The sequence below is a fragment of the Streptomyces sp. NBC_00335 genome, from assembly GCF_036127095.1.
In the GTDB taxonomy this organism is placed as follows: Bacteria; Actinomycetota; Actinomycetes; order Streptomycetales; family Streptomycetaceae; genus Streptomyces.
The window spans coordinates 1,302,790-1,326,541 of record NZ_CP108006.1 but is presented as its reverse complement, the minus strand read 5'-3'; the positions used below and the strand labels follow the sequence as shown (position 1 = coordinate 1,326,541).

Below are 23,752 nucleotides of genomic sequence, written 5' to 3'. Positions count from 1 at the left end.
CGTATCGAACCACCGCCGTGATCGTTTCTTCAGGCGTAGCCCTCATCCCTGCTGCGGAATCGGGAGAACGCGCGGTGACCGCTTGGCAGTACTTCGCCGGGGCCGGCCTGGTGGCGGCGCTCTGCCCGCTGCACGGTCACGTGGCGGTCGCCGGAGACGGCCACGGCCGCGGCGCCCGGGTCGACCTGTGCGTACCGGCCGGGTCGCGGCCACGGCCGCCCGCGGCGCCGCCGTCGGCCTCGACGCCCGCTCCGGTCCCGGCCGTACGGCCGACCGCCCGGGTGCTGCTGCCCGGCCCGGCCGGGCCGACGGCGCGCCACCCGGGGCTGGGGCCGCTCGCCCCCGCGCAGCCCGGGCCGGCGGCGGAGCCCTCCCCCGGGCCGACGGCGCAGGCAAGGCCCGCGCAGGCGCAGCCGCGGGCGGCCGCGGTGGAGGAGGCCGGGGTCCCGCAGCCGGCTCCGGGCGGAGCGGTGGCTCCGCACCGGGTCGCAGCGGGGGCGGGGGCGGCGGGGCGGTTCCACGTGCGCCCGTACCACTCCGCGGCTCTGGCGCGGCGCGGTCCGGACGGCATGTCCACCCTGATGCTCATGGTCGTCGTCACGACCCCGGCGGTGCTCGCGGCCGTCGCGCTGCGGCCCCGCTCCAGGAGCCGCGGCTAGTGCTGTGGCCGGAAAGGTTCACCGGGGCGCGACGCCCGGCACGGCACCTCGCCGCGTTGTCGGACCGGGCAGGTACGTCCGGTACGAGCCCCGGGCCTCCGCCTTGCGATGCACCGCACCGGACGCCGCGCCCCGGCAAACCTTCCCGGTCACGGCACTGGTCGCGCCCCACGTTCAGTCCGCTCATCTCGACCTACGGAGAACCCTCGTGTCCGAATGGCTGGTCCTGGCCATCGCCATGGCGCTCGTCTGCGCCCTCGTCCTCGCCTTCACCGCGATCCGGCACCGCCGGGTCGCCGACGACGAGGACACCAGCGAAACCCCCGACGTCCTCGAATACATGGTGATGATGGTCGGCGTGGTCTACGCGATCGTGCTCGGTCTGGCCATCGCGGGAGTCTGGGAGGCGCGCGGCGCCGCCGAGGACAGCGTGCGCCGCGAGGCCCAGTCCCTGTACGAGGTGACCCAGCGGGCCGATGTCTATCCGGCCGCCGTCCGCGACCGGATCCGCGGCGAGGTCAACGCGTACGTGTCCCACACCGTCAGCGTGGACTGGCCGCGGCTGACCTCGGGGGCGCCGGTGTCCCCGGAGAGCGGCGAGCTGCTCGGCAAGCTGCGCAGCGACGTCACCCACCAGAGCCCGGGCAACGAGCTGCAGGCCCAGGCCTATCAGCCGCTGCTGGACCACATCGCGGCCGCCGACGACGCCCGTCACGAGCGGACGCAGAGCGACGAGTCCACGCTGCCGGGGGTGGTCTGGCTGGGGCTGGTCGCGGGCGGGCTGGTCACCGTCGGGCTGATCTTCACCCTGCAGATCCGGCGGTCGGGGCGGGAGCTGCTGCTCGCGGGCCTGTTCAGCGCGCTGATCGTGTTCCTGCTGTTCATGGTGTGGAGCTTCGACGCGCCCTTCGGGCGGGACGGGATCGACTCGGCGGCGCCGTTCCAGGACCTGTTCCCGTCCCTGCCCCTGGCTGCCGCCGGGCGGTGAGCGTACCGGGCCTCGTACCGGGCCTCGTGCCGGGGCGCGGGGCCCCGCGGGCTCAGCGCCCCGACAGCGCCGCCTGCCGGCGGCATTCGGCCACCACCGGCGAGTTCCGCAGGGCGTGCGAGATCCGTACGAGGTCGCGCGGACCGTCGGTGGCCGGCGGAGCCCCGTCCTCGCTGGCCCCGATGACCCGTCCCTCGGGGTCGGCCGCGCGGGCGCGCACGGCGGCGGCGACCATGGCCGCGTCGGCGACGGCCCGCGCGGTCTCCTCGTCGGCGCCGGCGGCGAGGGCCCGGGACAGGGCCGTGTCCCGGTAGTCGCGGTCGAAGTACGGTCCGAGGTGCAGGAAGCCGTCGTGGATGTCGGACTCGCGCTGGATGACGCGGATGTCGGCGGCGGCCCACCAGGACATCTGGACGCCGACGGGGGTTTCGGGCGCGGAGATCCGGACCTCGTGCCACAGCGGGCCGAGCCGCCGGTACGTGGACCAGTGCTGCCAGCTGTCCGAGAGGCGCTGGCAGAGCAGCGGCAGGACGAAGCCGACCGCGCTGACGAGCGCGCCGAGGGCGGCCAGCGGCGGGGCCACGTAGGTGCTCAGGTCGTCGAGCTCGGGGCCCATCCCCACCCAGCGGCCGATGACGGCGCTCAGCTTGGCGGCGTCGTAGCTGAGGTTCAGGACGTAGCCGACCACGATGATCATCAGGCCGGTCCGGAGCCACCCGCGCACCTGCAGGGACCAGCGCCAGCACATGGCGACCATCACGAAGGCGGCCACGTTGTGCGCGAGCAGGTAGAGGCCGATCATCGGCCCCAAGTACGGGGTGTTGGCGTAGAACGTGTCGAAGTCGCGCAGGCGCTCGACCGGTGCGTCACCGAGGAGGAAGAGCGTCATCAGGGTCGCGGTGACCGTGCCGTAGCCCAGGATCCACCGGCGTGAGATGCGCCGGGTCTGCTCGGGCGGTCCGCCGCGCCAGTTGATGATCAGGACCAGGCAGGACGCGCTGAAGGCGCTCATGAGGCAATAGACGAAGGGGGCCGAGAAGTTGGTGATGCCGGTCCAGCGGTTGACCGCGGAGATGGTGGGCGGGGCGGCGAAGGTGAAGACCGCACCGGCCAGGGTGAGCAGGGCGCAGACCGATCGCAGCAGCGGGTCACGCCAGTTGTGCCGTAGGGCCGGGAGCTTGAAGGCGAGTGCGATCGCCAGGGCCGCGGCCGGTATGTAGTAGTCCTTGCCGTTCAACGGTCGTTCCTGTGCCCCCGGTATCCGAGCGACGCCTCGATGCGGCCCGCCAGTTGATCTCGCTGTGCCGGTGCGCGGTGGCTCGCCGACCCGGCGAGCCAGTTCCTGCACCTGCTGCCCAGCAGCAGACCGAAGGTTTCCGCTTCGCTCTCCTCCCGGACGTCGGCGCGGGTGCGCGCGGCCACGCGGCGCACGGTCTCGCCGATGTCGGCCTCGTCCGAAAGCAGCCGCGCGGCGACGGCGGCGCCGTCGACGTGGTGACTGCAGTGGCCGGCCTTCATGTGCCACAACTCATGCCCGAGGATCACCAGTTGGTGGTCGGGCGCGGTGCGTTCCTCGATGACCACCAGATCGCGGTCCGCCATGTCGAGCCACAGGCCGCTGGCCGTCCCCGGCGGGAACGAGGCCATCCGGAACTCCACCCGGCGGCCGCGGTGCTTGCTCATGCCCTCGCAGAGGGCGGCGTAGAGGTCCACGGGCTCCACGGGCGCGGTCAGGCTGATGCCTGCCACCAGCTCCCCGCACAACCGCCGCTGCTCTCTGCCTATGCTCACCGTTCTCCCCGTCGGCGCGGATCCGGATCAGGACTCAAGGATCAGACCCAGACTTTCGACTGGGTCAGGATTCGTTCGGTTTGACGCTTTCGAGAAGCATGTCCAGCCATTCGGTCACCTTGTCCCGGTGCTTGTCGCTGGGCAGTTGGGCGGCGCGCCAGGCGATGCCCCGTACGCCGTGGTTCTGGAGAAGTCTTGCCAGCGGATCGCCCGCCGAAGCGGCCGGGGCGGATGCGGTTTCCCGCGCACGGCCCGCGAAGTCCTGGAGCAGCTGTTGCTCGGTGCGCTGGAGGGCGTCCGTGAGCGCGTCTGCGTCGTGGGCGGTGAGGAATCCGGCATGCACCCCGAAGAAGCGCTGGATCGCGTCACAGTGTTCCATGGTCGGCCGTCTGTCGCCGTTGATCAGGGCCCCGGCCTGCTGGCGCGACATGGCGGCGCCGTCGGCGATCTCCTGCTGCGTGTAGCGGCGGCCGTTGGGCTTGACGCGGGTGCGCCGAAGGAGGTCGAGGCGCTGGAGGAACCGGGTCTGGAGATCGGGCTCACCGGCGGGCCGGCCGTCCAGCAGGCTCCGCACCACGTCGGCGGGTACGCCCGAGGCCTCGGAGAGGCGGCGCAGGTCGAAGACCTGGTTCAGGTCGCGGCCCAGCTTGCCCGCGAGTTCTGCGACCCGCGTGACGGTGGCTGCCAGGAGCGTGTTGGCCACCGCGACGGGAGCCGGGAAGCCGTCTGTCACCAGTGGTTCTCCTAGATCGCGCGAGGTCGGGGTACGGGCACGTGGTCGGCTCCAGGAATCTATCCGGTCTCTGTCTGTACGGCTAGAACGTGCCACATCTGTGGCGGGATCGAGCTGCCCAGAGGCTGGAATTGCCACAATAGTTGACACTCGAATGAAGTCGGTAGCAGGATCGCCACACGGAAATGAAGATCCAGACCGTAATAAAGATGGGGGGAGCTCTCGGTGCCACATCTCGCAGCGGTGGGCCCGTCCGAAGGGCTCGCCCACATCGGTGGGGAGCGCCTCGCGGGCGAGGAGTCCGCACGCGGCGCCGTGCGGTCGGAGCGACGCAAGGAGATTTTGCGCCAGCGCCGGGAGGAACTGGGGCTGAGCCAGGAAGACCTGGCGGCGCGTTTGCGCATCAGCGTGCGCGCGTACGGGAACTGGGAGCGCGGCCTGGTCAAGGAGTGGACGGACCGCAAGCTGCTCGCCCTGGCCGAGGCCCTGGAAATGAGCGAACGGCAGTGCTTCTGGCTCTTCCGGATCATGGTCGACCGCGACCCGCCGCCCACCTGGCGCGCGGCCGAGGACAGCCGGCTGCCCGACGATCCGGCGCAGCGCGACTACCTGTGTGACTACGCGGCCCTCATGGAGGCCGTGCCCTACCCGAGCTTCCTCGTGGACCACCGCTGGGACGTGGCCCTGACCAACTCGGCGTTCGACCGCCTCTTCCAGTCGGTGCGCCCGCATCCGACCGCCCTGCCGGACGACAACTTCCTGCGCTTCGTGCTGTTCCACCCGGACGCCGCGGCCGTGCTGGAGGACCACGAACCGGCCTGGTGCGTACCGCTGCTGGCCCGGTTCGCGACCGCGCTGGCCGCCGCCCCCGACGACGAGGGGCTGCGCAGCATCCGCCAGGAGGTGGCCCGTGACCCGTTCATGGAGGCCGCCTACCGGTACGGAGTGCCGCACTGGCTGACGACCCACGGGGCCGAGGCCGCCGAACAGGACGGCGCCGTGCGCACCGTGCGCCACCCGGACCCGGGCTGGGGCCTGGTGCGCTGCCGGATGGTGGCGGAATCCGGCCCGATGCTCGACGGCATGGGGCTGACCCGGATGACCCTGGTCCTCTCGGCGCCGCAGGGCCGGCCGACGGGTCCGCTGCCGGGCGGTCCGGGCGCGCAGCCGCACCGACTGCCGCGGCTCAGGGCCGTGCCGTCGCCGGTGGACTGATCCGGCGGGGGAGACTGGTGCCACGAGACCCTGGCACCGGAGCACTGCGAAAGGCGGTAAGGGCGTGCGGCTGACGATCCTCGGCGGGGGCGGATTCCGGGTACCGCTCGTCTACGGAGCCCTGCTCGGCGATCACGCCGAGGGCAGGGTGTCACACGTGACCCTGTACGACGAGGACTCCGGCCGGCTCCGCGCCATGGCACGAGTGCTCGCGGACCAGGCCGCCGGGATCGCGGACGCCCCCGCCGTCACGGCCACCACCGATCTCGACGAGGCCCTGCGCGGCGCCGACTTCGTGTTTTCGGCCATTCGCGTCGGAGGGCTCGAAGGGCGGGCCGCCGACGAGCGGATCGCCCTGGCCGAGGGAGTGCTGGGCCAGGAGACGGTGGGCGCGGGCGGGATCGCGTACGGCCTGCGGACCGTGCCGGTGGCCCGTGAGATCGCGCGCAGGGTGGCCCGTCACGCCCCCGGGGCGTGGGTCATCAACTTCACCAACCCGGCCGGGGTGGTCACGGAGGCCATGGCCGAGGAGCTAGGTGACCGGGTCATCGGCATCTGCGATTCGCCGGTCGGGCTCGGACGGCGGATCGCCCGGCTGCTCGGCGCCCGGCCCGAGGACGCCTGGATCGACTACGTCGGCCTCAACCACCTGGGCTGGGTGCGCGGGCTGCGGATCGGCGGGCGCGACGAACTGCCGCGGCTGCTGGCCGACGCGCAGGCGCTGGAATCCTTCGAGGAGGGCAGGCTGTTCGGGGCCGAGTGGCTGCGCTCCCTCGGCGCGATCCCCAACGAATACCTGCACTACTACTACTTCAACCGCGACACGGTACGGGCCTACCAGGAGGCCGAGCAGACGCGCGGGGCGTTCCTGCGCGACCAGCAGCGGGGCTTCTACGCCGAGGCCGGGCGGCCGGATCAGGCGCCCGGGGCGGCGCTGGCCGCCTGGGACCGGACCCGGGCCGAGCGCGAGGCGACGTACATGGCCGAGAACCGCGAGGTCGCGGGCGTCGGCGAGCGCGAGGAGAGCGACCTGGAGTCCGGCGGGTACGAGAAGGTGGCCCTCGCCCTGATGCGCGCCATCGCCCGGGACGAGCGCGCCACCCTGATCCTGAACGTCCGCAATCGCGGGACCCTGTCGGTGCTCGACGCCGAGGCCGTCATCGAGGTGCCCTGCCTCGTGGACGCCAACGGGGCCCACCCGGTCGCCGTCGATCCGCTGCCGCTGCACGCGGTGGGCCTGGTGACCTCGGTCAAGGCCGCCGAGCGGGAGGTCCTCGCCGCGGCGGCGAGCGGATCGCGGGCTGACGCGGTCAAGGCCTTCGCGCTGCATCCGCTGGTGGACTCCGTCGGGGTGGCCCGGCGGCTGGTGACCGGGTACGCGGCGGAGCATCCGGGGCTGGGCTACCTGCGCTGACACCCCGCTCGCCCGCGCCCCGTACCCCGTCCACCTGCGGTGAGGGCGCCCGCGCCCCTGACCGGATGGGCTAACGCCGCATGCGGCCGGGCGGGGGCGCTGTGAGAGTGCGAAGTGTGACCACAGCCGAAGGTGCAGCCCCCGCCCTGTCCGCCGCGGCACCACCCGTGCTCGACCGGCGATCGCGCAACATCGTGTTCGGCACGATCATGCTCGGCGTGCTGCTGGCGGCCCTGGACCAGACGATCGTCGGCACCGCACTGCCCACGATCGTGGCGGACCTCGGCGGCGGCGACCACATGTCCTGGGTCGTGACCGCGTACCTGCTCACCGAGACGGTCGCGACCGTGCTCGTCGGCAAGTTCGGCGACCTCTTCGGCCGGAAACTGATCTTTCAGGTCTCCGCCATCGTCTTCATCACCGGTTCGTTCCTGTGCGGCCTCGCGAGCAACATGACCCTGCTCATCGTGTGGCGGGGCATCCAGGGCATCGGCGCCGGCGGGCTGATGGTCACCGCGATGGCCCTCATCGCAGACGTGGTCCCGCTGCGCGAACGCGGGAAGTACCAGGGCGCGATCGGCGCCGTCTTCGGCGTCGCGACGGTGATCGGGCCGCTGCTCGGCGGACTCTTCACCGACCACCTGACCTGGCGCTGGGCGTTCTACGTCAACGTGCCGATCGCCATCCTGGTCGTGGTGGCCGCCGCGAAGACCATCCCCTCCGTGCGCGCCGTCGGCAAGCCGGTCATCGACTACCTGGGCATCGCGATGGTCGCGATCGGCGCGAGCGCGCTGATCCTGGCCACGAGCCTGGGCGGGAACGAGTACGCCTGGAGCTCGCCGCTCATCGTCGGGCTCTTCGTGGGCGGCGCCGTGGCGCTGGCACTGTTCTGCCTGGTGGAGACGCGTGCCGCGCAGCCGATGCTGCCGATGCGGCTCTTCCGCAACCCCGTCTTCTCGGTCTGTTCCGTCCTCAGCTTCGTCGTCGGCTTCGCGATGCTCGGCGCGATGACCTTCCTGCCGACGTACCTGCAGTACGTGGACGGGGATTCGGCCACCGTCTCGGGCGTACGGACGCTGCCGCTGGTCATCGGCCTGCTGATCGCGTCGGTGTTCAGCGGCAACGTCACCAGCAAGACCGGGCACTACCGGATCTTCCCGATCGTCGGCTGCGCCGTGATGGGCCTCGGGCTCTACCTGCTGTCGCGGATGGGGCCGCAGTCCGGCGCCTGGCTGGAATCCCTGTACATGTTCGTCCTCGGTACCGGGATCGGCCTGTGCATGCAGGTGCTGACCATCGCCGTGCAGAACACCGTGGACTACGCCGACCTCGGCACCGCGACCTCGGGCGTCACCTTCTTCCGTACCCTCGGCAGCGCCTTCGGGACCGCCGTCTTCGGCACGATCTACGCCAACACCCTGAAGCCCGCGCTGGCGAAGGCGGTCGAGGAGGCCGCGCGCGCCACCGGACAGGACCCCCGGCAGCTGGCCGCGGCGGCGCAGAGCCCGCAGGGCGTGCACGGGCTCGATCCGGCGGCGGCCGGGCCGGTCATCAACGCGTACGCGGACACGCTGCACACGGTGTTCCTGTGGACCGTGCCGGTGGCGGTGGTCGGATTCGTCGTCGCGCTGTTCCTCAAGCAGGTCAAGCTGCGCGACAGCGCGCGGGCCGGTTCCACGGACATGGGCGACGGCTTCGGCTCGCCCGCCACGGCCTCCGGGGACTCGGCGAAGCTGCTGGAACTGGCGGTCGGCAAGCTGGTGCGCAGCATGGGGCCGGAGACGGCCCGCGGGATCGTGAACTCCTCGGACACCCGGCTGGACATGGCGGGGGCGTGGGCGGTGATGCAGGTGGACCTGATGACCCGCACCGTCGGCTACGCGAGCCTGGGGCTCATCGCCTCGCGCCGGCACCTGCCCCCGGAGGTGTTGCTGCCGGTCTTCGAACGGATGGTGGACGAGGGCTACATGGAGCGGCAGAACGGCTTCTACACGCAGACCCCGGCGGGGGATCGGGAAGCGGGCGTCATCTCGGACGCGTGGGCCAAGTGGCTCGGTGACCAGCTGGAGAAGGACCGGGGGCGCCCGCGCAGCGCGGAGCTGCGGGCCGCGGCGGACGCGATCGCGAAGCGGCTGCTGGCGGAGGACCTGGGCGACGGGAACTTCGCCCCGCGTGCGATGGCGGGGCGGCCGTAGGGCGGACCTGGGAACTCGGACCTGGGAACTCGGATCTTGGAACTCGGACCTGGGAACTTCCCGTCGGATGTGGACGTCTGATGGGGAAACAGGTTCCACGGGTTCTGCAGGTTCTGCTGGTTCTACGGGTTCTACGGGTTCTACGGGTGCGGGGGGTGCCGGGATGCGGATCACACTGGCTGAGGAGATCATGCTGCTGTCGCTGGACGACGAGTCCGGGTCGGTCAAGCAGCGGCAGTCGGTGGGCTGGGCCGTGGCGGGCGCCCTCCTGCTCGAACTGGTGCTCGCGGAGCGGGTGCGGGTCTCGGGCAAGTACCTGGAGCTGGTGGACTCCCCGCCCACGGGGGAGGAACTGCTCGACGGCCGGATCGAGGCGATACGGACCTGGATGCGCGGCCGGAGCAAGCGCCGGGTCGGCGAGTGGCTGACGAAGGACCAGGCCAAGGCCGTCGGCGCGGCCGTGGAGCGGCTGAGCGGGCGCGGGGTGGTCGTGGAGGAGCGGCGCAAGGCGCTGGGGGTGTTCCCGGTGCGCCGCTACCCGGAGGCCGACGGCACGATCGAGCGCGAACTGCGCGAGCGGCTCGCCTCCGCGGTCTCCAAGGGCGCGGAACCGGACGAGCGCACCGCGAGCCTCATCACGGTCATCCACGCCGCCGGCCTGCACGCTCTGGCCTTCCCGGGAGCCCCGCGGAAGGAGATCACCGCACGCACGGCGGCGATAGCCGACGGGCAGTGGGCGGCGGAGAGCATCCGCGCCGCGATCCGTGACATGCAGATGGCGATGGCCGTGATCACCGTGGCCACGGTGGTGAGCGTGAGCTGACGCCCGCCACCGCGCCGCGCCGGGCCGGACCGGACGGCCGAGGTCCGTACGGGCTCGGACCCGTACGGAATCAGACCCGTACGGCGTGGACCTCGTGAACGGCTTCGATGACCCGGTCCACTTCCGCGTCGGTGACTTCGGGGGCGATCGGGAGGCACACCGTACGGGGCAGCAGGTCGAGGCTGACGGAGATGTCGGCGGTGCGGTGGGCGAGTTCGCGCATGGCCGGCTGGTGCGGAACGGTGTGGGGGTAGACCTGCTCCGTGCTGATCCCGGTACGGCCCAGGTGGTCCATGAGGGCCCTGGCGGAAGCCGGATCCGGCATCGTCAGCGGGTACTTGTAGTACGTGTGCGGTCGGCCGGGCGCGTCCCCGGGCGTCCCGACGGGCAGGCCGGCGAAGGCGTCCGTGTACCGCTGGGCCACGGCGCGGCGCCGATCCGTCCAGCCGGGCAGCAGGTCGAGCTGGTGGCGGATGACCGCGGCGTTGATCTCGCCCATCCGGCCCCTGTCTCCGCGCAGGTGGTGGGTGTTGCGCTCGCCGTCCCGGCCGAGGTCGGTGAGCTTGCGGAGCAGGGGCAGGAGCGCGGCGTCCCGGGCGAGGAGGAGGCCTCCGTCGGCGAGGCCGCCGAGGTTCTTGCCGACCCACATCGAGAAGCAGCCGATGTCGCCGACCGATCCGGCGTGACGGCCCGCGTCGGTGGCGCCCGCGGCCTGGGCGCAGTCCTCGATCACGGAGAGGGAGTGCCGGTCGGCCAGGGTGCGGATCGCGGTCATGTCGGCCATCAGGCCGTGCATGTGGACGGGGATCACGGCGCGCGTGCGGGAGGTGACGGCCGCCTCGACGGCCTGCGGGTCGATGCAGCGGGTGTACGGGTCGATGTCGGCGAACACCGGTACCGCTCCGGCGGCGGCCACGGCGAAGGCCGTCGACACGAAGGTCAGGGCGGGCATGATCACCTCGTCACCGACGCCGATGCCGAGCGCCCGAACGGCGGTCCCCAGCACCATCGTTCCCGAACTCGCGGCCAGGGCGTGGCCTCCCCAGCGTGCTCCGATCGTCGCCTCCAGCTCGCGCGTCCGGCGGCCGCCGTGGAAGACGCCGTCGTCGATTACCTCCTCCACGAGGCGCAGTACGTCCCGCTTGAGGCCGAGCACGCGGCGCGATCCGTTCGACACGTGCGCGTCGGCGCCGACGGGATGCGGAATCCGGCGGGCGGCGGCCGGCTGTCAGCGGGGTGCCGGGCCGTCCGCCGGGCCCGATGCGGCGGTGGTCGGATAGTCGTACGACGGCACGTGCGGGAGGTACGGCGCGAGGTCGGGCCGCCAGGCGCGCAGGGCGGCCGCGGACGGGGCGTAGAGGGCCGCCGGGATCTCGGCCGGGGCGAACCAGGACCAGCGGGCGATCTTGTGGGGCTCGGTCACCGTGGCGGTGCCCGCGGCGGCCGAGGTGACGGCCGCGGCCGTCAGCCGGGTCGGGGCGGAATCGGCATCGGCGGCGTCGGCGTCGGCGTCGAGCAGGATGGAGACGATCCGGATCTCCCCGGGGGCGGCCCGCAGCCCGGTCTCCTCGGCGAGTTCGCGGGCGGCGGCCTGTTCGAAGCCCTCCCCGGGGTCGACCTTGCCGCCGGGCAGCTCCCAGCGCCCGTCGTGCGCCTGCCCGAGCAGCACCCGGCCGTCCTGGCCGACGACGATCACGCCGACTCCTACGACGGCGTGGGGGCGGGGTACGGCGCGGCTGCCGGGTCCGTGAGGTGCGGGCCGCGCGGCGGGATCGGTACTCATGGGCGTCCTTCGGCGGATCGGGTTGCTGGGCGGCGGGCGGTGCGGGGCCCGGCTGCGACCTTACGTCCAGGACGGCCGCACGGGTTTCGGCCGCGAGGCTTTCGCCCGGGCGTCACCCGCGCAGGCTTCCCGCGGCCGGGACCCGGGACCGTTGCGGTCGCCGCCGCCGCCGACCGCCACGCGTGGGCGGTGCGCACCCTCAAGACCTGGCGAGGGCCTGGCCCGGCCCGGCCGGCTCAGCCGGCGGACCCCAGCACCTCGGCGAGGTCGTAGCCGACGACCTCGTCCAACTGGGCGTACGTACAGCTGCGCGGTTCCCGGTCCGGCCGCATGCGGCGGAACTGCGCGGTGTGCCGGAACCGGTCGCCCTCCATGTGGTCGTAGGCCACCTCGCAGACCCACTCGGGGCGCAGCGGTACCCAGGACAGGTCCTTCTTTCCGGTCCAGCGGCTCTGCGCCCCGGGCAGCCGGGCGCTCTCGTGGGCGGATTCCTGGGCCCAGGCGGCCCACGGATGGCCCTCGGGGGCGGGCATCCGGAGCGGTTCGAGCTCGTCGATCAGCTCGGCGCGGCGCTTCATCGGGAAGGCGGCGCAGACGCCCACGTGTTGGAGGGTGCCGTGGGCGTCGTAGAGGCCCAGGAGCAGCGATCCGACAATCGGACCGCTCTTGTGGAAACGGAAACCCGCGATGACGGCGTCGGCCGTACGCTCGTGCTTGATCTTGAACATGAGGCGGGCATCGGGCCGGTAGGGGAGATCGAGGGGTTTCGCGACGACCCCGTCGAGCCCGGCGCCTTCGAATCGTTCGAACCACTCCTGCGCGAGCGCGGGGTCGGTGGTCGCGGGCGCGAGGTGGACGGGGGGTCGAGCGGTGGAGAGCATGCGGGTCAGGGCGGCGCGGCGGTCGACGAGCGGCGCGTCGAGGAGGGCGTCGTCACCCAGCGCGAGCAGATCGAAGGCCACGAACGAGGCCGGGGTCGTCTCGGCGAGCAGTTTCACCCGGGAGGCGGCGGGATGGATCCGCTCGCTGAGCCGGTCGAAATCGAGCCGCCCGCCCTGGATGAGGACGATCTCTCCGTCGACCACGCAGCGGTCGGGCAGATTGGCCTTCAGGGCCTCCACCAGCTCGGGAAAATACCTGGTCAGACTCTTGCCGGTGCGGCTGCCGAGCTCGATCTCGTCCCCGTCCCGGTGGACGATCGCGCGGAAGCCGTCCCACTTGGCCTCGTACTGCATGCCCGGTGGGATCTTGGACACGGATTTGGCGAGCATCGGCTTCACGGGTGGCATGACCGGCAGATCCATGTCTCCGATTCTGCGGTGGTACGCCCGGACCCGCTCGGTGTGCGGGCCCGCGCGGGTCCGCCTACCGTGGCGCACATGGGTGCAGCGGGCAAAGCGATCGAGCTGGAGGCGGGCGGCCGGACCGTCCGGCTGTCCAGCCCCGACAAGGTGTACTTCCCGGAGCGCGGCCTCACCAAGGGGGACGTCGCCGCCTACTACCTCGCGGTCGCCGACGGGATCACCCGCGCCCTTCGCAACCGGCCCACGACCCTGGAGCGGTTCCCGGACGGCGTGGAGGGCGAGTCCTTCTTCCAGAAGCGGGCCCCGAAGAACCTGCCCGACTGGATCCCCACCGCCCACATCGCCTTCCCGAGCGGCCGCACCGCCGACGAGATCTGCCCGACCGAGCCGGCCGCCGTCCTGTGGGCCGCCAACCTGGGCTGCCTCACCTTCCACCCCTGGCCGGTCCGGCGGGAGGACACCGACCGACCCGACGAGCTGCGCATCGACCTGGACCCGCAGCCGGGCACCGACTATCACCACGCGGTCGCGGTCGCCCACGAACTGCGCGTACTGCTGGAGGAGTTGGGCATGCGCGGCTGGCCCAAGACCTCGGGCGGCCGGGGCCTGCACGTGTTCGTGCCGATCGCGCCGCGCTGGACCTTCACGGAGGTCCGCAGGTGCGCCATCGCCATCGGCCGGGACCTGGAGCGCCGGATGCCGGGGAAGGTCACCACCGCCTGGTGGAAGGAGGAGCGCGGCGAGCGGATCTTCGTCGACTACAACCAGACGGCGCGCGACCGCACCATCGCCTCGGCCTACTCCATCCGTCCGCGCCCGCACGCCCCGGTCTCCGCGCCGCTGCGCTGGGACGAGCTGGACGATGCGGAGCCGCGCGACTTCGACATCGTGACGATGCCGGCCCGCTTCGCGGAACTGGGCGATCTGCACGCGGACATGGACGAGCACGCCTTCGCCCTGGACGCCGCGCTGGAACTGGCCGACCGCCACGAACACGACCACGGCCTCGGCGACATGCCCTACCCGCCGGACTATCCCAAGATGCCGGGCGAGCCCAAGCGGGTCCAGCCGAGCCGCGCGAAGCACGAGGACTGACCCGGGTTCCGCGGAACACCGAGAGCGGTGGGGCGTGCGGAGCGACGGTGTTCCCGTCGGTGGATTGCGGCGGTGGTGTCGGCTGCGGCTCGTGGTCGGCCAGACTCTGGGCCGGACATGACGCAGTCGGTACTCAGGGGAGGTACGCCGTGGAGGCGATACGCAGGGCTGTCACGCGGGATCATCTGGCCGGCCTCGCGCACGCGGGTCTGGGCGGCGGGCGTCGCCTCGTGGGCGCCTCGCGGCTCCGAGGGGGGAGCAAGAAGGGCGTCTACCGCCTCACCCTCGACGACGACTCCACCGCCATCGTCTACATCTGGGACGACGCCGAGAACTACTGGCCAACGGCACAGGCCGCCCCCGCAGGCAACCACGCGGACCCGTTCTCGCCGGCATCCGGCATCGAGCTGTTCGAAGCCGCCCACCGAAAGCTGGACGGCCTGGGGATCCGCACGCCCCGGATCCACCTGGCCGACCGCAGCGGGAGCCACTACCCGGCGGACGTCGCGGTGGTCGAGGACGTGCCGGGGGAGAACCTGGAAGCATTGCTGCGCCAAGACCCTCGCGGCGCGGGAACGACCATGGAGCGACTCGCCGAGGCGCTCGGGGCGATGCAGGGGCACGAGGGTCCGCGCTTCGGGAAGGTCGTCCTGATCGACGGGGGCGGTACGTCGGAGGGCAGCTCGTGCGCGCAGGTCGTCCTGGGCCGCGCCCTCGACGACCTCTCCGAAGCCGCCTCGCGCGACACGCGGATCGCAGGCTCCCGCGACCACCTGGAAAGCGCGCTTCGCGCACTGGCTGCCGCCGTACGCCCGCGCTCGCGGCACGGGCTCATCCACGGGGAACTCGGACCGGACCACGTGCTGGTGGACCGCGCCGGGCATCCGGTCCTCATCGACATCGAGGGGCTGATGTTCTTCGACATCGAGTGGGAGCACGTGTTCCTGCGACTGCGCTTCGGCGAGCACTATCCGCCGCTGGACCGCAGCGACCTCGACGAACAGCGCCTGGCGTTCTACGCGCTGGCGATGCGCCTGTCCCTGGTCGCCGGACCGCTGCGCCTCCTCGACGGCGACTTCCCCGACCGCGACTTCATGACGGGCATCGCGGAGCACAACCTCCGGGAGGCGCTCGCCCTCCTGACGGGGGGCAGGGCTGGGCAGCCGAAGGCCGACACGCCCGGCCCAACGGGCAGGTGATCCAAGCGAAATGCTCTGAAGGGTGTTGCAGAAGTGCCCGGACGCACGCGGTGATCTGATGCGTCACATGGTGGTGGCATCCTTGGCCGGTGCTCTCATCTGATCATGCAGGTGCCGTGTTCTTCGACGTCGATGGCACTCTCGTCCCGGGGACGAGTTCGTCGGTCTTCCTGGCCGGCTTTCTCGGATATCGCGACGAGTTGGCCGAGGCGGAGGACGGGTACGCCTCTGGCGCCCTCGACAATCGCCAAGTCTCGGAGCTGGATGCGGCGGGCTGGGCAGGCGCGTCCGAAGAGCAGGTCCTCGGCCGGCTCGACGGGCTTCCCCTGGTCTCGGGCATTTCGGAGACCGTGGGCTGGTGCTGGAGCAACGGGCTGGTGCCTGTCCTGGCGACCCTGGCTTGGTCCCCGGTCGGCGGCTACCTGGCCGACCGCTTCGGCTTCCATTCGTTCAGCGGACCTCGGCTGGAGACCGCCGGAGGCCGGTTCACGGGGCGCGTCGCCCGCCACTTCGACGAGTACGACAAGCGGGACTTCGCCCTCACGCAGGCGCAAGAGCTGGGGTTGGACCCCCTCTCGTGCGGGGCAGTGGGAGACAGCCGTTCCGACCTGCCGCTGTTCGCCTCGGTCGGGGTGGCCGTGGCATTCAACGCCTCGAAGCAAGCGCGGATGGCTGCGACGGTTGCGGTGGAGGACGACGACCTGCGAGGTGTGCTCCCGCACTTGAGCCGGCTGGTCCGAGCCGCTGGTTGATCGAACTGCGTCGGCCGGGCTGAGGCGACGACCAGATGATGATGACCTGCACGTTCGCCGGGAGCCGGTAGTTCCTCGACGAGGCGCCAACGGTGCGGTCGCGGACCGGGGTCAGGGTTCCGTCCACGATCCGCATCCGGTCCACGTCGGCGACCAGCCGCGGGGCCGGCTCCAGCGCCGGCAGCGGACGCAGGCGCTGGATGACCGGGCACAACACGGAGCCTTCTGCAACGCCCTTCAGGTCCGGGGAAGGTGCCGTAGGGCGGCGGTGAAGGCGGAGTCGCGGTGGGCGTCGAACTCTGCCTGTGTGAAGACCGGGGTGGTGACGTCGACCGGGATGCCCGGGCCGTCGAAGGTCTTCCCGGTACGGGTCAGGAACTGCTCGTTGGGCAGGCCGAGTTCCCAGCCGTTGGGGAGGGTGCGGCCGAGGACGTCGGAGAAGACCCCCTGGGTCGGCTCGCCGATGCGGACCGTCCGGCCGGGGCGCTCCAGGAGGGCCTGGGTGAAGGTCTCGCCCGCGCTCACGGTGGAGCCACCGGTGAGCACGGCGACCGGCCCGGTGTAGCGGGGGCCCCGTGCGGGCTGGACGTAGAGGGGTTGCGGGCGGGTGAACCGGGTCGCGTCGTCGGGGTCGTTGCGCACGCGCTTGGCGTAGGCGAAGTACGGGCGGTCCGTGAGCCGGGCGGCCAGGCGCAGGCCGAGTTCGTCGGAGCCGCCGCCGTTGATGCGCAGGTCGATGACCAGGCCGCGCAGGCGGGCGGTGCGCTCGGCGGTGAAGACGCTCTCCAGGACGCGGTCGAGCTCGGCGCTCTCGGAGGCGAAGTCGCCGCTCTCGGTGTAGCCGCCGAAGCCGGAGAGGCGCAGGTAGCCGCGGCCGTAGGGCAGGTCGGCGTAGGAGATGCGTCCCTGGGCGAACTCCTGCGGCGCGTGTCCGCCGAGATCCACCTCCTGGATGTAGGCCTTGACCCGGGTCTCGAGTTCGAGGGTCGGCATCACGGTGCCAGGGCGCACCTCGCCGAAGAACCGGTCGCCGCCGTCGAAGAGGCGGACGTGTGCATCGTGCAGCGGGGCGAGCATCTCCTGGAAGACGGCGAAGAGTTCGTCCTCTGTGGTCCCGGCGTGTACGCGGGGGCGGTGGCTCTCGCGTACCGCGTTCCAGTCGACGCCCTTGGCGGCGAAGAAGGGGTAGTTCTCCGCGAAGGTCTGCCAGAACACGTCGAAGGTGGCGACCGGGTCCGCGGCGGGGCCGGGCTCCTGGGCCTCGCGGCACCGCTCGGGCAGGGCGGCGAGGCGGCGGGTCGCGCGGTCGCCGACCGACCCCTCGACGTGCACGCTTCCGGGGCGCACGGTGAGGACCTCTCCGTCCTCGGTGGCGTAGCGGAAGGCCGCGGAGCTCCCGCTGCCCGGGACCCGCTGCGCGCTCGCGCCGGGCAGGCAGCTGATTCCGGTGACCTGGTACTCCTGGAGCCGGCCGGACTCCACGCGGAGCACGGTGCCGTAGCCGTCGAGCCGCCAGATCCCGACCGGCCCGACGGGCCCGTGCGGTCCGGCGGTTGAGCGGCCGGTGGTGGCGGTGGCGGCCGCGGCGGGGCCGGCGGTGGCGACCATGAGGGCGAGGAGCACCGCCGCCGCTGCCGCGCGCCGGTGAGTGCCCGTGCGGGGGCCTGTGCGTGTGCCCGCACCTGTGCCAGTGCCTGCGCCTGCGCCTGTCCCTGTGCCTGTGCCAGTGCCTGTGCCTGTGCTGGTCATCGTGGTGTCCCTGTTCGCCGCCGAAGTCTCTTGACTCGTCACAGGATCCGCGGCGGCCGGGGGTCGGGGACATCCGGCGGCCCACCCGACCCGGGTGGGGCTACCCCCCGAATCCGGTCGGGCGACCGGCAGGGGTGGGTCATCAAAATCCTTGATGGCGAACGCAGTTCGCCTGGTCGGTGGATCGGCGTCGACTACCTTCGTTGGCGAGCGTGAGGGCGAGGGCGAGGGCAAGGGCGAGGGCGACCGCGCAGGAATCAGGCTCGCGCGATCCATCCATAACAACACGAACGATCGTGCTAATATCTCTTCACTACCCTGACCCGCCAGCGCAGTCTGGCCACTCTGAGGAGATCCGGAGAACCGGGCATGCACCCCATGGCTTCACTCCTGAGCACGACCCTCAACATCACCGCCCGGGTCGCCCCGGGCCCCGTCGGGCGGGTGGCGTTCGCGCTGTTCGTGCGGCCGCTCGGCCGGCCGAAGGTGAAGCCGGGCGAAGTGGAGGTCATGGCCCGGGCCGTGACCGGCCGGCTCGTCGTGGACGGGATACCCGTGACCACGTACCGCTGGGGCGACGGCGACCGGCCGGTTCTCATCGTGCACGGCTGGACCTCGCGCGCCTCGCGCTTCGCCGGGTTCGTCGAGGCGCTGCTGGCCGAGGGCCGGACCGTGGTCTCCTTCGACGCACCTGGGCACGGCGCGTCCGGCGGCCGGGCCACCACCATCCTCCGGCAGCGCGAGATCATCCGCCAACTGCACGCACGGTACGGGGAGTTCTCGGCCGTCCTGGCCCACTCCTTCGGGGTGGTGTCCACCTTCTTCGCGCTGCGGGACGGGATCCGGGCCGACCGGATCGCCGGCATCGGCGCCATCGCGGACTTCGACTTCCTCGCCGCGCGGTTCCGGGCGATGCTGGGCGTGAACCAGGCCGTCGAGGACGCCATGCGGCGCCACATCCAGCGTCGGCTCTTCCCGGCCGAGCCCGGCATCTGGCCCCGCTTCGACGCGTGCCACCACCCCGAGGAGATCCCCTCGGAGATCCTGCTCGTGCACGACGCGGACGACGACACCGCGGCCCCCACCCAGTCCCGCGACCTCGCGGCGGCCTACGGGGAGCGGGCCCGCCTGATCGAGACGAGCGGACTCGGTCACCGCCGCATCCTCCTCGACCCACAAGTCATCGCGACGACTGTGGAGTTCCTGAACACGACCCCGTCGCAGACCCGTGCGGCGGGCCCGGCCGAGACCGCGGGAGCCACCCGATGACCTCCACCCGCCCCGAACCCGCCGCGCCCGAGTCGGCCACCCCGCCCGTACCCTCGCCACCCGTACCCTCGCCGCCCGTGTCCTCCGTGCCCGATTCCGGATGGCAAGGGGTCGAGGGCGGCCCCGGGGGCGGGCGGGTGCTCGCGCTTGCCAGTGCCGTCACCTTCCTCGCCTTCCTCGACGCCACCGTCGTCAACGTCGCCTTCCCCGACCTGCGCCGGGCCTTCCCCGAGGTGTCGCTGGCCCGCCTGACCTGGGTCGTCAGCGCCTACGCCGTACTGTTCGCCGCCCTGCTCGCCGCGGCCGGCCGGCTCGCGGACACCCTGGGCCGCCGGGCCCTGTTCCTCGGCTCGACCCTCGCCTTCACCCTGACCTCGCTCGCCGCCAGCGCGGCCCCCACCGCCGAGCTGCTGGTCCTGGCCCGCGCCCTTCAGGGAGCGGCCGCCGCCGGGATGATCCCCGCCGCGCTGGGCCTCGTACTGGCCCACACCCCGCCCGCGCGCCGGGCCGCCGCCCTCGGTGCCTGGTCGGCGGCGGGCGGACTGGCCGCCGCCGTCGGCCCGACCATCGGCGGACTGCTCGTCGAGTGGTGGGACTGGCGTGCGATCTTCCTCATCAACGTCCCGCTCGGCCTGGCCGTCGCCTGGGCCGCCGTCCGCGTCGTCCCCCGGGAACCCCGCACCGGACGCCGGCTCCCCGACCCCGTCGGTACGACGGCGCTCGCCCTCGGCATCGGGGGAGTGGTGGCCGGGCTCTCCCAGGGTGCGGAGTGGGGCTGGACCGATCCGAAGGTGCTCGCCCTGGTCGTCGGCGGCGCCTTGGCGGGCACCCTCGCGCTGCGCCGCTCGCGCAGCCACCCCGCCCCGGCCGTCGACCGCGACCTGTGGCACGACCCGCTCTTCGCCCGCGCCAACATCGGCGCCCTGCTCTTCGGCGCGGCCATGTACGCCTGGCTGCTGACCGGCCCGTCCTACCTCATCGAGCGCTGGAACTTCTCGGTCCTGCAAGCGGCCTTCGGCGTCACGCCGGGCGCCGTCCTCGCCATGGCCGGCGCGCTGGTCGTCGGCCGCCGGGTCCCCGCCCGCCTCCAAGGGGCCGCCGTCACCGTCGGATCGCTGCTCTTCGCCGCCAATGCCCTGCTGCTGTGGGGCTGGGTCGGGGAGTCCACCTCGTACGCCCAGATCTTCCTGCCCGCGGGCCTTCTCGGCGGCCTCGGCATCGGGGTCGTGGTGACCGCGCTGTCCACGACGGCCTCGGCCGGCCTCCCGCCACAGCGCTTCGCGGCCGGTACCGGCCTGCTGATGACGGCCCGCCAGCTCGGCGGCGCGCTCGGCGTCGCCGGGACGGCGGCCCTGCTCACCGGGTCCGGCGCGGGGGACCACTGGCGGGGAGTCTTCCTGCTGACCGCCTTCGCCGCGCTGGGCGCGGCGGTCACGGGCGCCACGATGCGGCTCAGCCCTCCGGCGCGGCCGAAGCGGCCGGGAGGCTGACGGCCGGAGCGTCGCCGGCGGAGAAACCGGCGACCGGGAACACGAGTACGGGCGGCCGCTCCGGGAGTTCCTCCGGGGCGGCCGTCGCCGCGCGCAGCCGGGCGAGGATGCCCCGCGCGGCCCGGTCGTAGGCCGTGGTGTCCTCCAGCAGTACGGAGTGCGCGTTGGCCAGCTCCATCATCGCGATGATCTCGAAGGCCAGCTGCTCCACGACATCGACGTCGGCCGCGGCCGACTCGCTGAACCCGCCCGCCAGCCGGGCCTCGTCGAGCATCCGCTCGATGTACCGCGTCCAGGCACCGCGGGTCTTGGCGATCTCGTCGCGGACGGGCCCGGGGCGCGAATCGAACTCGGCGGAGGCGGAGTAGAAGAAGCAGCCGCCGGGGAAGACCCGGCGGCCGGAGTAGTCGAGCCAGCTCTCGCACAGCCGCCACACCTTGGCGAGCCCGGCGGGCTCGTCCCGTACGGGCCGCACGACCTGCTCGACGAAGACGTCCCGGGCGGCGTGCACGGTGGCGAGCTGCAGCTCCTCCTTGGAACCGAAGAGGGCGAACACGCCGCTCTTGCTCAGCCCCAGATCCGTGGCGATCTTCCCCAGGGACAGCCCTTCCAGGCCGTCCACCGAGGCGATGCTCATCGTCCGTTCCAGGACCGTCCGCCGGGTCTGGTTCCCGCGCTCCACGCGTCCGTCTGCCATGCCGCCATGGTACCGAAATCATCGCACGCACGGTCGTTCACTCTGTGGCTGTTGATCAGGCGTTGATCGGACGTCCATCGCCGCCGGACAGGCTCTGCGGCATGTCGATGAACACCACCGATACCGATACCGTCACCGCCGTACCGGCCTGGTACGAGCTCGCCCTCTGCGCCCAGACGGGCCCGGGCTTCTTCTTCCCGGAGCCCGGCTCCTCGCTGCGCGACGCGAAGCGGCTGTGCGGGGCCTGCGAGGGCCGCAAACCCTGCCTGGACTACGCCATGGCCAACGACGAACGCTTCGGCGTCTGGGGCGGCCTGTCCGAAGCCGAACGCCAGGCCCTGCGCCGACGACCCTGACCGCCGCGCGGCCCCGGGCTCACCCCAGCAGCTCCAGGATCCGCGAGGTCCCGGCGCCGCCGGGCGGCCCGGGCGGCCCGGGCGGCGCCGGCCCGGGATCGGCGAAGGCGATCGTGTGCGCGACCGCCTCCAGGATGGCGGTGTACGCATCTGCGTGCCCGGTGGCCGTGCTGGTGAGGTCGAGCAGCAGCAGGTGGCGTCCGTCGGGATGCGCCGTGACGGCCCTGGCCTGGAACAGCTCCCGATCGGCGCCGGGCACGGGGAGGACCCCGCAGACCAGCGCGCACGGGAGCCCGGAGGCCAGGTCGAGGAACCTGCGCGTCGCGCCGCTCCCGAGCGCGGACCGGGCCAGGGCCAGGGCCGTGCGTGCCACACCGGCCCCGGCGCCGGAGTCTTCGGTGGTCCGGACGGCGAGGGAGAACAGCGAGGTGGAGACGGTCTCCGGGCCCTCGGGGTGGAGGCCGACCGCGGTGTGGACCAGGTGCAGGCCGGGCTGGCCGGCGAGTTCGTCGAGGCGGTCCATCAGCCGGCCGAGCTGCGACTCCGCACCGAATCCGGCATCCGCACCGGCTCCCCCACCGGAGCTCGCGCCCGCATCCGTGCCGCCCGTGCCGCCCAGAGCCCCCAGGGCTTCGGCGACCTCCTCCAGGACCTCCCGGTCCTCGGGGCGGATGTCGTGGAACCCGGGCGGCAGCCGGAACCAGACCGGCGGGACGGAGCGGTTGATCACGGCTGCACCAGCGTCCAGAGCCGGGCCGACCTCGCGACCGTGGACGGAGCGTCCTCCACGACGACGCGGGTGCCGTCGACCGCCGTGGAACCGCGGTCCACGGACGTGTCGTCGCCCGTGTAGTCGGCGGCGGCCGTGGCCGCTCCGGTACCGGCCACGGCCACTCCCACCCGCTCCCTGACCTCGGGCGTCGACGACCGCAGGGCCCACGCGGTGAGCGGGCTCTCCACCTTGCGCAGTTCGTCCGCCGTGTTCCACGTCGTGCGGGCGAACGCCCCCGCGCCCGGCGAGACGCCCGCCAGGGCGCCGGCCTCCGGGACCGCCATGGCAGCGCGGGCCGCGACCGTACCGGCCCTCGCGCCGGTGGCGACGGCGGCCACGCCCGGGACGGCGCCGAGGCCGTCGCCGAGCAGCGTCACGCTGTTCTTCCAGAACGCGGCGTCGAACTTGCCCCGGGTGAAACCGTCGGCCAGCGGCTTGCGGAAGCCGGGGTCCGCGAGGTGCGCGGTCAGGGCGGCCAGCGAGAGCCCGCCCGCGACCAGCATGATCGCCATCCCGGCCGGCGGGAAGAAGAGCGCGACGGCCGCGCCGGCGGCTCCCAGGATGGCGGCCGCGTTCGAGAGGGCGTCCGCCGGATCGTCGACGATCTTGTTCCAGACCGATTCCAGCAGCCCGGGCTCCTTCGGCGCCAGCCGCTCGGCCGTCGCGGTCAGGCTGTCCGCCACCCTGCGGGCCGCCGTGGAGTGCTCCGAGGCCAGCTCGGCGGCCAGTCGGCGGGCGTCGGTGAGGGCCTCGTCGGTGGTGGCCGCGGCGGCCCGGGACGCGTAGCGGGCGGCCAGGGTGCGGTGGGCGGCCAGGGTGTCGTGCCAGCCGGCCAGCCGGCGCGCGGCCTCCGCCAGTGAGGTGTGGGCCGCCTTGAGGTGGCGGGGGAGCTCCCGCGACAGCGAGGCGCGGAAGGCGGTGGCGGCCTCGCCCTGCCAGGCCGAGCTGTGGGAGACCAGGGCGTCGACGACGCGGGAGGTCTCCCCGAGGCAATCCGCCGAGGAGCGGAGCTTCTTCGCCAGGGCCAGGACCGCGAACGGGCCCCCCGGGGCCGGGTCGAAGCCGAGCGCGGAGAAGTCGACGGAGGGGCCGTCGGCGGTGGGGGAGCCGGCGCTGGGGGAGTTGGGGGCCGGGGATTTGGGCGCCGGGGAGTCAGCCACGGGCTCGCCCCGCCTGCCGGAAGGCCGCACGGATGGCCTCGTCGAGCTCCGCGTACTCGGCGGCGCTACGGCGCACGCCCTCGCGTACGGCCTTGATCCGCCCGGCGAGCTCCTTGGTGCCGTGGCCCCATCTGTCCTGGAAGCCGTCGCACGCCGCGTCGAGGTCCCTCGTGCCCAGCTGGTCGGCCCGTACGTGTTCCAGCTCGCGCCGGGCTTCCCGCAGGGCGGTCAGCGAGGTGTCCAGGGCGTTGGTGAGGCGGGCCAGCTGGTCGATCTCCACCTGGAGCGGCGTCATGGCGGTCATGACG

General features: G+C 72.8%; 23 protein-coding genes. 12 read left to right on the top strand and 11 right to left on the bottom strand.

Annotated elements, in window-relative coordinates:
- Nucleotides 1-74 precede the first annotated feature (74 nt).
- Together OHA37_RS06135 and OHA37_RS06130 are read left to right on the top strand one after the other, a co-directional pair.
- Nucleotides 75-659, top strand: coding sequence for a hypothetical protein (locus OHA37_RS06135; protein WP_266903250.1), 585 nt, complete (start codon nt 75-77; stop codon nt 657-659).
- A gap of 208 nt (nt 660-867) precedes the next feature.
- Complete coding sequence (locus OHA37_RS06130; protein WP_266903248.1) at nt 868-1,647, top strand: bestrophin-like domain; 780 nt, start codon at nt 868-870, stop codon at nt 1,645-1,647.
- Between the two features lie 52 nt (nt 1,648-1,699).
- On the opposite strand, the gene OHA37_RS06125 is transcribed toward OHA37_RS06130, so the two are convergent.
- From OHA37_RS06125 to OHA37_RS06115, 3 genes are all read right to left on the bottom strand, one after another.
- A complete protein-coding gene (locus OHA37_RS06125; RefSeq protein ID WP_266903246.1) occupies nt 1,700-2,884 on the bottom strand; it encodes an MAB_1171c family putative transporter in 1,185 nt (394 codons plus the stop codon).
- Entirely contained in the window at nt 2,881-3,438 is a 558-nt protein-coding gene (locus OHA37_RS06120; RefSeq protein ID WP_266903244.1) for a toxin-antitoxin system, toxin component, read from the bottom strand. Before OHA37_RS06120 ends, OHA37_RS06125 begins: the two co-directional genes overlap by 4 nt.
- A 64-nt stretch (nt 3,439-3,502) precedes the next feature.
- Complete coding sequence (locus OHA37_RS06115; RefSeq protein ID WP_266903242.1) at nt 3,503-4,171, bottom strand: helix-turn-helix domain-containing protein; 669 nt, start codon at nt 4,169-4,171, stop codon at nt 3,503-3,505.
- Nucleotides 4,172-4,396: 225 nt separating this feature from the next.
- On the opposite strand from OHA37_RS06115, the gene OHA37_RS06110 reads away from it, so the two are divergent.
- The 4 genes from OHA37_RS06110 to OHA37_RS06095 all read left to right on the top strand — a co-directional run bounded on the left by OHA37_RS06110 (nt 4,397) and on the right by OHA37_RS06095 (nt 9,818).
- On the top strand, nt 4,397-5,386 hold the full coding sequence (locus OHA37_RS06110) for an MmyB family transcriptional regulator (protein WP_266903240.1): 990 nt from the start codon (nt 4,397-4,399) through the stop codon (nt 5,384-5,386).
- A gap of 64 nt (nt 5,387-5,450) precedes the next feature.
- Nucleotides 5,451-6,800 (top strand): 6-phospho-beta-glucosidase, encoded by a 1,350-nt coding sequence (locus tag OHA37_RS06105; protein ID WP_266903238.1) that lies wholly within the window; start codon nt 5,451-5,453, stop codon nt 6,798-6,800.
- 116 nt (nt 6,801-6,916) lie between these two features.
- The gene (locus tag OHA37_RS06100) at nt 6,917-8,995 is read left to right on the top strand and encodes an MDR family MFS transporter (protein ID WP_266903236.1); all 2,079 of its coding nucleotides are present in this window, start codon (nt 6,917-6,919) and stop codon (nt 8,993-8,995) included.
- A 163-nt stretch (nt 8,996-9,158) separates the two neighbouring features.
- The gene (locus OHA37_RS06095; RefSeq protein ID WP_266903234.1) at nt 9,159-9,818 is read left to right on the top strand and encodes a GOLPH3/VPS74 family protein; all 660 of its coding nucleotides are present in this window, start codon (nt 9,159-9,161) and stop codon (nt 9,816-9,818) included.
- Nucleotides 9,819-9,888: 70 nt separating this feature from the next.
- On the opposite strand, the gene OHA37_RS06090 is transcribed toward OHA37_RS06095, so the two are convergent.
- From OHA37_RS06090 to OHA37_RS06080, 3 genes are all read right to left on the bottom strand, one after another.
- Complete coding sequence (locus OHA37_RS06090) at nt 9,889-10,974, bottom strand: DegT/DnrJ/EryC1/StrS family aminotransferase (RefSeq protein WP_266903232.1); 1,086 nt, start codon at nt 10,972-10,974, stop codon at nt 9,889-9,891.
- Nucleotides 10,975-11,046: 72 nt separating this feature from the next.
- Nucleotides 11,047-11,601, bottom strand: a complete 555-nt coding sequence (locus tag OHA37_RS06085; RefSeq protein WP_266903230.1) for an NUDIX hydrolase — start codon at nt 11,599-11,601, stop codon at nt 11,047-11,049.
- 236 nt (nt 11,602-11,837) lie between these two features.
- Complete coding sequence (locus OHA37_RS06080) at nt 11,838-12,905, bottom strand: ATP-dependent DNA ligase (protein WP_266903228.1); 1,068 nt, start codon at nt 12,903-12,905, stop codon at nt 11,838-11,840.
- A 75-nt stretch (nt 12,906-12,980) separates the two neighbouring features.
- Between OHA37_RS06080 and ligD the strand changes: the two genes are divergently transcribed.
- The 3 genes from ligD (at nt 12,981) to OHA37_RS06065 (ending at nt 15,951) form a co-directional block, all read left to right on the top strand.
- Nucleotides 12,981-14,000, top strand: a complete 1,020-nt coding sequence (gene ligD, locus OHA37_RS06075; RefSeq protein ID WP_266903226.1) for a non-homologous end-joining DNA ligase — start codon at nt 12,981-12,983, stop codon at nt 13,998-14,000.
- Nucleotides 14,001-14,158: 158 nt separating this feature from the next.
- On the top strand, nt 14,159-15,199 hold the full coding sequence (locus tag OHA37_RS06070) for a phosphotransferase family protein (RefSeq protein WP_443046289.1): 1,041 nt from the start codon (nt 14,159-14,161) through the stop codon (nt 15,197-15,199).
- Nucleotides 15,200-15,315: 116 nt separating this feature from the next.
- Nucleotides 15,316-15,951 (top strand): HAD family hydrolase, encoded by a 636-nt coding sequence (locus OHA37_RS06065; protein ID WP_266903222.1) that lies wholly within the window; start codon nt 15,316-15,318, stop codon nt 15,949-15,951.
- A 237-nt stretch (nt 15,952-16,188) separates the two neighbouring features.
- On the opposite strand, the gene OHA37_RS06055 is transcribed toward OHA37_RS06065, so the two are convergent.
- Entirely contained in the window at nt 16,189-17,559 is a 1,371-nt protein-coding gene (locus OHA37_RS06055) for a S41 family peptidase (RefSeq protein WP_266912541.1), read from the bottom strand.
- A gap of 519 nt (nt 17,560-18,078) precedes the next feature.
- Here OHA37_RS06055 and OHA37_RS06050 point away from each other — a divergent pair.
- On the top strand, nt 18,079-18,969 hold the full coding sequence (locus OHA37_RS06050) for an alpha/beta hydrolase (RefSeq protein WP_266903220.1): 891 nt from the start codon (nt 18,079-18,081) through the stop codon (nt 18,967-18,969).
- Nucleotides 18,966-20,459, top strand: a complete 1,494-nt coding sequence (locus OHA37_RS06045; protein ID WP_266903218.1) for an MFS transporter — start codon at nt 18,966-18,968, stop codon at nt 20,457-20,459. The genes OHA37_RS06050 and OHA37_RS06045 overlap by 4 nt, the downstream gene beginning before the upstream one ends.
- Here the strand turns inward: OHA37_RS06045 and OHA37_RS06040 are convergent.
- Nucleotides 20,422-21,156: a TetR/AcrR family transcriptional regulator gene (locus OHA37_RS06040; protein ID WP_266903216.1), complete on the bottom strand. Its 735-nt coding sequence runs from the start codon at nt 21,154-21,156 to the stop codon at nt 20,422-20,424. The genes OHA37_RS06045 and OHA37_RS06040 overlap by 38 nt on opposite strands.
- A gap of 101 nt (nt 21,157-21,257) precedes the next feature.
- Between OHA37_RS06040 and OHA37_RS06035 the strand changes: the two genes are divergently transcribed.
- On the top strand, nt 21,258-21,512 hold the full coding sequence (locus OHA37_RS06035) for a WhiB family transcriptional regulator (RefSeq protein WP_266903214.1): 255 nt from the start codon (nt 21,258-21,260) through the stop codon (nt 21,510-21,512).
- Between the two features lie 19 nt (nt 21,513-21,531).
- On the opposite strand, the gene OHA37_RS06030 is transcribed toward OHA37_RS06035, so the two are convergent.
- The 3 genes from OHA37_RS06030 to OHA37_RS06020 are packed head-to-tail and all read right to left on the bottom strand — an operon-like array spanning nt 21,532 to nt 23,748.
- A complete protein-coding gene (locus OHA37_RS06030) occupies nt 21,532-22,242 on the bottom strand; it encodes a hypothetical protein (RefSeq protein WP_266903212.1) in 711 nt (236 codons plus the stop codon).
- The gene (locus tag OHA37_RS06025) at nt 22,239-23,444 is read right to left on the bottom strand and encodes a hypothetical protein (RefSeq protein ID WP_266903210.1); all 1,206 of its coding nucleotides are present in this window, start codon (nt 23,442-23,444) and stop codon (nt 22,239-22,241) included. Before OHA37_RS06025 ends, OHA37_RS06030 begins: the two co-directional genes overlap by 4 nt.
- Nucleotides 23,437-23,748, bottom strand: a complete 312-nt coding sequence (locus OHA37_RS06020) for a hypothetical protein (protein ID WP_266903208.1) — start codon at nt 23,746-23,748, stop codon at nt 23,437-23,439. The genes OHA37_RS06025 and OHA37_RS06020 overlap by 8 nt, the downstream gene beginning before the upstream one ends.
- Between the last annotated feature and the right edge of the window lie 4 nt (nt 23,749-23,752).